Annotated in this window: 7 protein-coding genes; 4 read left to right on the top strand and 3 right to left on the bottom strand. The window is 64.0% G+C overall.

The window, feature by feature from the left end; genetic code table 11:
- Positions 1-173 precede the first annotated feature (173 nt).
- Complete coding sequence (locus Pflav_RS00280; protein WP_173032750.1) at positions 174-1,748, bottom strand: IS1182 family transposase; 1,575 nt, start codon at positions 1,746-1,748, stop codon at positions 174-176.
- Between the two features lie 153 nt (positions 1,749-1,901).
- Here Pflav_RS00280 and Pflav_RS00275 point away from each other — a divergent pair, with 153 nt between their 5' ends.
- A complete protein-coding gene (locus Pflav_RS00275; RefSeq protein WP_173032748.1) occupies positions 1,902-2,084 on the top strand; it encodes a hypothetical protein in 183 nt (60 codons plus the stop codon).
- A 942-nt stretch (positions 2,085-3,026) separates the two neighbouring features.
- Positions 3,027-5,312 (top strand): NACHT domain-containing protein, encoded by a 2,286-nt coding sequence (locus tag Pflav_RS00270; RefSeq protein WP_173032746.1) that lies wholly within the window; start codon positions 3,027-3,029, stop codon positions 5,310-5,312.
- Positions 5,313-5,591: 279 nt separating this feature from the next.
- On the opposite strand, the gene Pflav_RS00265 is transcribed toward Pflav_RS00270, so the two are convergent.
- Positions 5,592-7,049, bottom strand: a complete 1,458-nt coding sequence (locus tag Pflav_RS00265; protein WP_173032744.1) for a tetratricopeptide repeat protein — start codon at positions 7,047-7,049, stop codon at positions 5,592-5,594.
- A gap of 1,885 nt (positions 7,050-8,934) precedes the next feature.
- Here Pflav_RS00265 and Pflav_RS00260 point away from each other — a divergent pair.
- Both Pflav_RS00260 and Pflav_RS00255 read left to right on the top strand, forming a co-directional pair.
- A complete protein-coding gene (locus Pflav_RS00260) occupies positions 8,935-9,165 on the top strand; it encodes a hypothetical protein (RefSeq protein ID WP_173032742.1) in 231 nt (76 codons plus the stop codon).
- A gap of 131 nt (positions 9,166-9,296) precedes the next feature.
- Positions 9,297-9,794 (top strand): hypothetical protein, encoded by a 498-nt coding sequence (locus Pflav_RS00255; protein WP_173032740.1) that lies wholly within the window; start codon positions 9,297-9,299, stop codon positions 9,792-9,794.
- Positions 9,795-10,080: 286 nt separating this feature from the next.
- On the opposite strand, the gene Pflav_RS00250 is transcribed toward Pflav_RS00255, so the two are convergent.
- The gene (locus tag Pflav_RS00250) at positions 10,081-11,094 is read right to left on the bottom strand and encodes a hypothetical protein (protein ID WP_173032738.1); all 1,014 of its coding nucleotides are present in this window, start codon (positions 11,092-11,094) and stop codon (positions 10,081-10,083) included.
- Between the last annotated feature and the right edge of the window lie 95 nt (positions 11,095-11,189).

Raw genomic sequence — 11,189 nt, 5'->3', positions numbered from 1 at the left:
AACGGCCCTAGGAGCCCCCTGAACAATCCTGGTTCTTGAGGTTGGGCTGGTTGTGATTGGGATGGGGAAGGCTTCTCAAGGGGCCGTCATGTGGCGGGTTGGGTCACGGTGTGTGGCTGGACAACGAGTTCGCCTTCCCCGGTTGGTGGGGTGAGGGCACCCGGGGGTGGTGGTCAGGTGATGACCCAGCCTGCTGGGTCGCGTTGCAGGCCGAGGTTGAGGAGGCGGCGGAGGTTGAGGGCGGCCATTCGGGTGTGGAGCCACCAGTCGTTGGCGTTCACGCCGCGGTAGCGCAGCTTGCGGCAGCGGCCTTTCGGCCCGATCAGCCAGGCGATGGAGCGTTCGACCATGGGCCGGTGCCGGCGGTAGGTGTCACGTCGGTGTGGATGGTCGACCCAATCTTGGCGGGCTGCGCGCAGCAGCGCGTCGTGTTCGTGTATGGCCAGGCCTCGGCCGGTCTTTGAGGTGGTGCAGCGTTGCCGTAGTGGGCAGTCGCGGCAGGCGGCGCCGAAGGTGACGGTGCGGCTGGGCGTGATGCGTCGGGTGACGCCGTTGGGGCAGGTGGCGGTGCCAGCTTGCTCGTCGATGGTGAAGTCGTCCAGGGTGAACCCGCCGGCGACGGCTGGGGTGAGCGGGCCGGGTTTGATGACAGCGGTGTGCCCGGCGTCAGCGAGCGCGGCGCGGGCATCGCCGGTGCCGTAGGCCGAATCGCCTAGCACTTCGAACCCGTCGGGTGCCGGATCGACGGGGTCGTTGTCCAGCAGGTGCAGCCCGACGACGGCTTCGTGGTTGTCCTGGCCACTGGCCATGGTGAGCTCGCCGGCGGTGAACAGTCCGGTGTCCGGCTCGATCGCGAGGTGGGCTTTGAAGCCGTCTTGGCGGTGGTGCACGGTCTTGTGCGCGTGCCGGGCGGCCGTGTCGACGGTGGAGATGACCCGGTCCTCGGCGACCCGGCGGGCGATCCGCCACCGGCCGTCGGTGCCATCGGAGCCGTCGGCGGGTTCGACGTCCTGGCCGGCCACCAACGCCAACAAGGCCACCGCTTGGGCGGCCGGCTCGTCGAGCTTCGCCCCGGCCAGCTCGGCCACGATCAGGTTCGCGTCGTTGACCAACGCGGACACCAGCGCGTCTCGGGCGGGCTTGTCGTCCCAGGCGATTCGTGGCTTGCCCGGATCGTCCCAGTCGTGCGCATGACAGCGATCCGCGATCACCCCTGCCGCGGCCGGCACCAGCCGACGGACCCGGCGCACCGCGGCGATCAGCTGAGTCACCGTGTCCTGCGTCGCCACCGCGTCATCGAGCACCACCGAGTCCAACGCCCGGCGGGTCTTGCCCGACAGCACCCCGGTTTCGGCGACCACGTGGCGGACCGCCTCGAAGATCCGGTCCGGGCGGTCCGAGGCTCGCAGCCGGTTACGCCACACCGTCAATGTGGTCGGGTGGAACCCCGCGTGGTCGATCGGCAACCCACACGCCACCTTCCACCGCAGATCACAACGCAACGCGGTCATCGCCTCGCCATCGGAGCGATCCTCCAGCGTCTGCAACACCAACACCGAGGCGATCACCTCACCCGGCACCGACGGGCGACCCTTGCCGGACGGGAACAGATCCGCGAACAACCCGTCCGGGAACACCACACCGCGGTGCTCAGCCAGGAACGCGTACACACTGCCCGCCGGCACCAGATGCCCGACCAGCGCCGCCGTGTCCAACAACTCACGGCCCGGATCGGATCTACCCTGCACCCACCAACTATCGACCAAACCCGATCAAGCCTCGTGAACCGCCACGCGCATTATTCAGGAGTCTCCTAGCCGCCGGCGTCGTCCTGCTCGGACACACCCTCGCCCTCACCGCCCAACCGGCTGCGGCAGCCGCGGGTCGCCACGCCGATTCCCTTGGGCAGCTACCTGACGGTCGCCTCGTTCGTGGTCATCGTTCTGGCCCTGCGTGGGCAACTCGAAGCCTACGGCGTTCCGCAGTTGACCGCGCTTGCGGTCAACAACCCGCCACCCGCAGACTGCGGCGTTTCGCGGCGTCCGGGAGCGGCGTGGTCGGGAAATCCTGTGGTGATCGTGTGACGTCGAATGGGGACGTAGCCAGTAGGGTGTGATCACCTACTTGGACCTGAACAGGTAGATCGACGGTTGTCGGCGTATCTGGCCATGCCGGGCATTGGGGTGGCTGCCGGTGGTCATGCTGCTGTCGTCGCCAGACTAGCGATCTTGACGACGTAGTCGGTGAAGATGTCGCGTTCACCAGCTGTTCTCGTCGATCCCGCGGTTTGGGATGACATTCGCGCTCACTGAGATGATGGTGTGCCGGCGTGTCGCCGTCGGGGAAATGCCCGCCGGCTGCACGACGCGCTGCTTTCCCGCAGGCTGGAGCGCAGCGGATCTTGCTGATCTGGCCAGACAACATCGCCGCTCGGGCCGCCTAGCGTTCCTGGCGTTGGTCCAAGGCCGGCGACTCTAACTGTTTGACGACGCACCCACGTTTGAAGCCACGATCAACGACCGACCCGTACGCCGCGAGTGGGAACCCGGCTCGACCGGTTGCGCTCCAGCAGAACGTGACGGTTCTGACCTTGGCGGCACCGAGTTTCCGCGGGTCGGCGGCACCCCGGCTGACGCAGGGATTTCAATGGTAGGTGGCGTTTGTAGCGCTGTGGTCGTGTCAGCCATGATGAATGTCGTGAGGAAACGGTGGCGAGGCTGGGTACGGCGGAACGGGCGGGTCCTGATCGCGTACGGGGTCTGCGGCTGGGTACTGGTGAATGCGCTCGCCGCCGATATCTTCGGTAACTCCGAGGAGTTTCAGCGCTGGGCGAGCTGGTCGAATGTCTTAGCGCTGCCCGTCGCTGTCGTTGCCGTCGGGGTGACCCTAGAAAAGGCCACTCGGAGTTCGCAGTGGGCCGTTGCCAGCGATGACCAGGTCGAGCAGGCGGTCGCGGATCTCGCGGTCCGGATTGAGGGAGATTGGGCCGAGGAGGCGGCGCGGCGGGGGTTACCCGGCCCACGCCGGTGCGAATTCGCTGGTCGTCGACAGGGCAGCAGGCCGCCAGCCGCCAGGTGGTGCTCAATGACCCGCTTGGGGGTACATGGCGTCAGTTGCCGCTGCGCGGGAAGACCGATGCGCTGAATCAGGAGATCGTGGAGGCTTTCCGAAGACTGCCACACCGACAGCTGATGGTCCTCGGCGCGCCCGGTGCAGGCAAGACCGTGTTCGCGGTGTTGCTTACCCTCAGCCTGATCCGCCGTCCCGCCGCCGATGAGCCGTTGCCGGTGCTTCTGCCAATCAACGCATGGAACACCACTGAGCGGGTGGACGACTTCGTATCCCGCCAGCTGGCCGAGGTCTACAGTGACGTGCTGGCCCCCTACGGCGACCCGCCGGCCCTAGCACAACGTCTGGTGGAACACCGCAGGATCCTGCCGATTCTCGATGGCCTCGACGAGCTGCCAGCTGATGCCATCGCTCGGGCAATGGACTACCTCGACCAGTTCGCTTCGGCTGAACGGCCGCTGGTTGTTACCTGCCGCACCGGCGAGTACGAGCAAGCCGTACGCCGCAGCCGCGTGCTGTCCCTAGCGGCAGTGGTTGAGTTGGAGCCGGTAGATGTCGAGGACGCCATCACCTACCTATCCCAGCCTACGCCGGACCCTCGGTGGGAGCCGGTGTTCGCCCACCTGCGGGCACATCCGGATGGGCCACTGGCGCAGGCGCTGTCCACCCCGCTGATGGTGGCACTGGCCCGCAGCACCTACCAGGTCCCGTCTACGGCAGATCCCACCGATCTGCTTATGCCGCTGGAAAGGCAGGTGGCCACCACAGACACTACGGACGTACGCACCCAGTCGCTCACCTCTGATGACGCCACAGCGGACGGGGTGCAGCACATCCCGGACGACCCCGGGCACCTGGATGACGACCTGCTTGACGATGCGCAGACCGCCGAACGCCGCGCTGTGGAGGCTCGGCTGGTGGCGTCCTTCGTCCCTGCGGTCTACGCGGCCCGGGCGCAACGCGTCACGCCTGACCGGCTGCGGGCCACTGGCGTTGACTACCGCCCAGAGCAGTCCCAGCGGTGGTTGACGTTCCTCGCCCGGCACATGCAGGAGCACGGCGTGCAGGACGTGGGTTGGTGGGAGCTGGCCCGACCCATCCGTAACGTTTTGATTGCTTCGCCGGTTTTCCTGGTGGTCCTGGTGACGGCGCTGCTGTTCGTGTCCGTTGCCGGACCCGCTGCCGGGCTGAGCATAGCCGCCGGCTCGGGTCTCGTCGCTGCTGTGATGATGGCTATGACGGGCGGGCCGCCGCAGGGCATCCACGCGACGGAGGAGACGACCCCCCAGTCGGCCCTGTCTGCAGAGCGAAAACGCGCAATACGCCGAGGCCTACGGGACGGCAGCGCCTTCGGCGTCGCGCTCGGCCTGCTGCTGGCGGCTTTGCTGGGCCTAGGATTCGTGTACGCAGGACTCGTCGTCGGTGTATTCGGGGTGGCCTACGCCCTGGCCACCACACTCGACCACGCCTGGGGCTCGTTCCTTGTTGCCCGGGTCTGGCTGCGCGTTACCGGCCGGTTGCCGTTCCACATGGCTAGCTTCCTCGACGACGCTCACCGCAGGGGAGTGCTGCGCCAGTCGGGTGCGCGCTACCAGTTCCGGCACCTACTCCTGCAGGAGTCTCTGGCCGGCGGGGCAAGTCAGCTGTCCGTCGCGCGCGCCCTAGGGACAGAACGCCAGAAGAAGGCGGATGCGCACCAATCAGAGTGGCACCGGCACCGGGTGCGCCTCTGCGTGGTGACGGTAGCGGCGTTGTTCGTGCTGTTCATGGCGTTCGCGGCACGGAATACTCCCGTCTACCACTCGGGAGACCGCCCCAAAGTCATCCAGGCCTGTGGCCCCACCGGCGGCGGTCTAATTGGCCAAGGCGCTGGAGACTGCATCATCTACATCGCCGGCTACCGGTGGCAGGTCGGCCCTGGCGGCCGAGCCAGCACCACCTTCACCTCCCCGAGCAGGCAGCGGGTACTGCAGTTTCGCGACGTGGATGGCGAGTTCAGCCTCGTCCGGCCGGATGGCTGCGCCGACGCCGTCTTCGAGTGGCAAATGACCATTGATGGCCGGCTGATGCGATCGGGAGAGGTCCGCGCCGCCGCAAGCCGACTCGACCCGCCTGGCGCGGCCCCACGCCAGGCGAAAACCATCGTGGTGTCGGTGCACCGCACCGACACCGCACCGTGCACGGCCACCCTGCACTGGGACCACCCAACTGTGCTACACCGAGGCGTCCTCTCCTCGGGCTAACTATTTCGACGTAACCCTCTGCCCAATACCCAAAGGGGCCGCCTTCGTCCTCAGGGGAATGCGCCGGCTGGCGTCGTACGGCAAAGTCGATCGGGCCGGATGGCCACGTAGGACGCGATCCCGGTCGAACCGCGTCGAGGTAGGGGCGTCCGGCTCCCCGGCGCACCCGTATAACGGGCGAAGCATGTAGATCATGATCCGCTCTGAACGATCCTGGCATCGTCAGAGGTATCGCGTAGAGTGCCTACACGGTGCACCCTATTCCCAATAAGCCGACTCTCAAGCGCTTGTACGAGCTTGAGAAGCTATCAGCGAAGACGATCGCCGTTGAGTACAGCGTGGCAGTCGGCACTGTCCTGCGCTGGTTGTGCGAGCACGACATCGCAGTACGTAAGCCGGGAGGCGGACGTCGAGGTCCATCGGAGCGGGCTCGGGCGGCGGACGCAGCGGAGCAGGTGGTTCGCCGGGCGGGTGGTCGTCGGGCGTGACGGCTAACGCCTCGCGGCCGACCCGTATCGCCTCATCGAGATCGGCGTCGGCGCCGGTCCGCGTGAACCGGCTCCGCAGCGCGATTGCGAGGTTGGACAGATGCGCGGCGCGACGCGGACGGCCGGCAGAGGTCGCAGCGACTGCCTGCCGGCCGACCCGTATCGCCTCGTCGAGGTCCGCGTCGGCTCCGGTACGAGCGAATCGCCTCTGCAGCGCGGTGCCCAAGCTTGACAGGTGCGTACCGCGGTCCGGGTGGATGCCCGGCATGGCGGCCACAGCCTCGCGGCAAAGCCTGATCGCCTCATCAAGGTCGACGATGGCACCGGTGCATTCGAACCGCATATCCAGGGAGCCGCCTAGGTTCAACAGCATCGCCGGGCGGTCGGGCTGGTCATCGGGCATCGCAGCCATCGCCCGCTGCCCGACCCGTATCGCCTCGTCGAGATCCACGACGTCCCCGATTCGCGCAAACCGGGTCCTCAATGCGAGGCCGAGGTTGGTCAACATGGCAGCGCGGTCGGGGTGCTCGTCAGGGATGGTGGCAGTTGCCTCCTGGCTGACCCGTGTCGCCTCGTCGAGGTCCGCAAGGTCCGCACTGTGTCCGAACCGAGTCTGCAGTGTGCCGCCAAGGTTCGACGGGTAGCCCCGTCGGTCAGTGTGACCGCTGCTTGTGGCTGCAGCCGCCTCCCGGCCGACCCGCACCGCCCTGTCAATGTCCGCCTCGGCCCCAGTGCGTTCGAACCGAACTCGCAACGCGACACCCAGCATCGACAGCAACGCGGCGCGGCCGTCCGAATCGGCCGGTGAGACGGTTACGGTGTCAGCCAACAGCGCGATGGACTGATTCAATGCCTCGATGTCGTCACTGTTCATGGCCCGCTGCAGCTGGTCAACGGCCGTCCGAGCCCGTTGCTCCAGGTCCGAGCTACGATCAGCAACACTGGCCAGGTACTGCCGCACCACCACGGGCACCGTCCGAGGGTCCACATCAGCCATAGGAGAAAATAGCCTGAGAGCCGCCTCCAAGTCGCTGTTCTCGTCAGGCTGCGCCTGATAGCGATACCAGTAGAGCCACGCCACCACGCGCACCGCGTCGAACGGAACACCGTCTTCAGCATCCGTAACGTGCTCGAACAAGGCGTCGACCTCGACTAATGCCATCCGATCGAGAACCGCGCCCCGCTCACCCAGCTCAAACGCACGGATACGACGGGTCAGCGCGGCTATCAACTGCTCGGCCCCAGACATCCGCGGCCCCCTTTCAGCCACACCGGGACCAACCTAAGACCGGCCCACCAGCCAGCCTGCTGTCTGTCAAGATGCCAACACTTTGAAGTGGTGAATCGACATCGCCCGCCATGTTCGGCTGCGCGCGAGCGGGTCGCTCCAAGTTGGAGGATGACCATGCGAAGGCTCCCCCATCCGGTAGATGCGTTCGTTTGGACCGCTGGCGCGGTGCTGCTGGCGTTGGCCGCCGCCGGATGGTGGCTGGGACCCGAGTGCGCATACGCGGCTCTGCGAGAGCTGAGCTTCGCCCTGCCGGTGCTGGCTCAGTTCTGGTTGATGCGCCACCCACGGGGCCGGGGCGGACGGCGGTACAGGTTTCGGTGATAAGACGCCGAGCCGAGCGGCCATGTAGATGGCCACGCTCGCGAGGTCGCTGCGGTGCTTGTCGGCAAGCTCGTCCTGCGCTGCTGGGGACGGCCGATCTTGCCGGCAGTTCGTACAGGTTCAAGTCCGGCCGGCGGAAAGGTGTGCGCTGCTCGCCGTAACGCTGCGAGCCCGACCGACCTCCTGAAGCACAAGCGGTAGGCGTACGCCAGCACATAGGGACTCTTACGGTGCGTTAGGAGCTCGCGACGACGCTTGGCCGACTCCCAGCCGTCCTGGCGAGTCGGCCAGTCTCGGCTCTGGCTGGCGTGCGCGCATCGGGCCGTGACGGCCATGCCGTCCGAGTGTGCAGCCAACAATTACCTGGGGACGAGCCAAGCCAACCGGTAGAGCGGAAGACCGCCCGCGCGGACCCTGGCACGACGGTCTCGGTACAAGTGGACAGTCGCTCACTATGGCATCTTGCCCGATAACCGTCTTACGTCAACTGCCCCCCGATGAGCTTGCTCCCGTATGGAGTGACGCTGACCGTGTCAACGTTCGTCTGCGGGCCCATCAGCGACGGGCTTGACCCAAGTCGGCGGGGCTGCTGCTCGGGCCGTCTCCAGCGCCAGCCTGCAGTAGAGTGCGCTGCTGCCTGACCAACCTTTCCTGCCAACGGCGAGAACCACGCGCCGCGACGAACCGCAAGGTAGCCCGTTGGCCGGAGGCAAAGCTGCGGCCGCCTTTGCCTCCGACGGGCACGGCCACGCTCAAACGCCGAGGGTGGTTCTTATTGTGACAACCATTGGACCATACATGGCAGGATAAGAACCGCGTTTTCCCTGTTCAGGGGCCCGATGTGGCCATCACCGCGGTTCGCAGGCGGCGGCAGCGCGATGAACCAGCGGATTAAGAGAATAAACTGGGCACTTTCGCCTGATACCAAGCAGCACCGGTCGGTGCTGCTTTTGCTGCCCTGTACGGCGCAGCGCCATGCCAGAATGCTATGTCATGCCGCGTCCTGACGCCCAGTGCCAGAACCATCGATCACCCACGGATCACCCACGGTCCGTACCGGCACGCCTGCCCACGGACGGCAACGTGCCGGCGATCCCCAGCCCGCTGGCTGCCGCGCGGATCGTGGCTAGGTGGGTGTGCCTTGATCGACTCACCGACCCCGTCGAGAATGCGGGAGTGGAACCACTGATCCGGCTTACGCCAGCAACGGTCGACACCACGAACACGTCGATGACAGCCTGAGCCTCAACGGAGGCCGCAGCGTGGGCAGCGATGCGCCCGATACTCCTCGCAAGGTCGTCGTGGCCGCCAGCGCTGTCGCCCGACATCCGCTCACTCGTGACCAGTCGGGCGCCCGGAGCGCGGGATCGCACGCGAGTGCATGATCTTGGCAGCGACCGTAGGACCCCGCAATGGCGCAGGTTGTCGCGAGCGCGGGTACCGCTTGTGGCCCACGGCCTTTGCAGACGCGGGTTGCTCAGCTACCTGGCGGAAAGGCGGAGGTTTCGCTTAGATGGTTCCCGTGGAGATCTACGCCGACGCTGTCGTCATACTGGACACAAATCAATGGGATCGCATGCCGATGCTGCGGCACGGTCTTGCTGCGTCCCTGCTGTTTGCGCTTCGCCGCAACAATTTAACTCTCCTGTTGCCAGATATTGTTCGACACGAAGTCCAACTTCATCTGGTCGAAAATACGAAGTTGCGCACAAGAAGGTCAGTCAAGGGCTCGGCGAAATTCGCCAAATCCTAGGCGAGGCCATCGACGTTTCACGTGTCAGCGCGGATGACGTCCGTAAGGCGTTTCAGGGCCGACTCGATGAACTCGACGACCTAGCCGTCGAAATCAAAGCAAGCGACGAGGACCACGTTAGAGCAGGAAAGATGGTCCTCGCGATGGAGTCTCCCAACTCTCGCGTCAGCCAACAATACAAGGATTCGCTCCTCTGGCGATTGGTCGTCAGGGCAGCAGCATTCAACGAAGTCTACTTTGTCACCGAAGATGCAGCCTTCTACGATAAGTCCAAGGCTCTCGCCCCGAATCTGTTACGAGAGGCCGAGGATGCGGAGTGCGCCATCACCGCTTTTCACAAAGTCGAAGATCTCCTTAACCACTTCGAGGCTGGTAAGCCTGAAGCACTAGAAACATACTCTATCGACGTCTTCCAGGACTACACCAAGCAGGCCCTGTGGGACGTTGTCGGTGAGTACGGAAGCTTCCAAGTTGGCGGCTGCGAGGACTTCAAGGTTTTTCGTTTCTTGACCGATAATCCTCATGCCTCGTCGCTGTCCGCGTCGTTTGAATTCAAGCTGGTCGAACCGGGGTGGGGGAGTACTCCGATCCGATTGGTCTCGTGTCTGGAACCGTTTCGGCGGAAATGAACGACAGAGATGGAGGCGAGGGAATATACAATGTTCAAATCGAGCACATCTCCATCATCGGAATAACCCCACACCAGGACATTGAGATCGCCAAAGTTGACCTCCGTTCGGCAGGTGCCGCCACTGTTCCTACGTCTATCAGGCGCTGGTCCTTCAAGAAGGAGATTCAAGATCAGCACAGGTAACGACAAGCCGCGTTGATGATGCCCAAGGGCGCTAATGACAGCGACCGATACATGCACACACTCTTGGCGATGTTGGCGGGGACAAAGCACGAGTAGATTAGCTACCCACCAATAACACGGCGCTCAGGGTCGGCTTGGTCTCCAACCGCCATGCTGATGCGAAGCGTGTGCGCTGGAAGTATCGGGATTGGGTCAACCTCCCCCTGGCGTCCAGTCATTACCGCAATCTCCCTTACAGCCTCAACATCACCCGAGGCGAGCCGCCCAGCGAATTCGATAGCAGAGTCGTCGTCAATGGCATGGGTGTCTACACCAAGTAGTTCCAGTGGACGCCAACCTTCACGGTACTGATTTCCGTTGGCGAATTGGAACGTCAAGAACCATGATAGCGGTATTGTGCTGTGGAATATGCTCTCGTGGGTCGCTCGGAGTGTCGCGGGTACAGACTCGAGATTCGCAACGAAGACTCCGGCCGCGAGCGTATCGCCACCGCTCGCCATATCCTGATGAAGCGCGAGGCCGGGAGCGTAATCGAAGATCTGATCGCTCAAGGCAACGTCCCTCAAATGAGCCAACTTCACCGCCGTGAGTTGATCAAGAACCTGCGGACGGGGGCAGTAAAGGAGATACTTGACCGCCCCGTACCCCAGCCTCTTGTTCAAGGCAGCCATCCGATTGTGCTGATCTGGATTCTTGGCTTTAAACGCGGAAGATTCGTCAAAGAGGCCCGTACGTTTGTTTGGGTAAACGCGCTTTGCCTGGAGAAGCCAAGGAATCGTCCAAGATCGGTAAGGCAGGAAGTGATCGATGTAGGTTAATATCATTCCGACGTCCGACTGGGTTACCCAACGCTCAAGGCTTGTGGGATATTCGTGAGTCCTAAGACTGCAATCAAACTTAGCGAGCGGCATGGCGAGTTCCAGGTCTGCCTGAAATTCCTTCAAAGAATATGACCGCTTATAGTCGTCAGAAGTTTCGTCATCTAGGAGATCGCAAAGCAGGCTTGTAAGAGAGACCTCATCCCACGGCTTCTTTCGCATCAATCTTCCGGCGACCGTGGCGTCGATGTCATCGATAAAGCGCAAGACTGTGGGAAGTACCTTGATGGGGAGCATCTGCATATGTTATCGCACACCAGCAAGGAAAGATCACGCGGTAGATGTAAGCTAGACCCTCTCGCTATTTCTGTCAATACACAACGATTGCCTGG

Source organism: Phytohabitans flavus (genome assembly GCF_011764545.1).
GTDB lineage: Bacteria > Actinomycetota > Actinomycetes > Mycobacteriales > Micromonosporaceae > Phytohabitans > Phytohabitans flavus.
Note: the sequence above shows the minus strand (reverse complement) of the source record. Positions and strands in the feature narration are given on the sequence as shown.

Coding starts and splice junctions, on each gene's coding strand:
- Pflav_RS00265 (WP_173032744.1), bottom strand. CDS start 7,049: ATGTCTGGGGCCGAGCAGTTGATAGCCGCGCTGACCCGTCGTATCCGT.
- Pflav_RS00255 (WP_173032740.1), top strand. CDS start 9,297: ATGGTCCTCGCGATGGAGTCTCCCAACTCTCGCGTCAGCCAACAATAC.
- Pflav_RS00250 (WP_173032738.1), bottom strand. CDS start 11,094: ATGCTCCCCATCAAGGTACTTCCCACAGTCTTGCGCTTTATCGATGAC.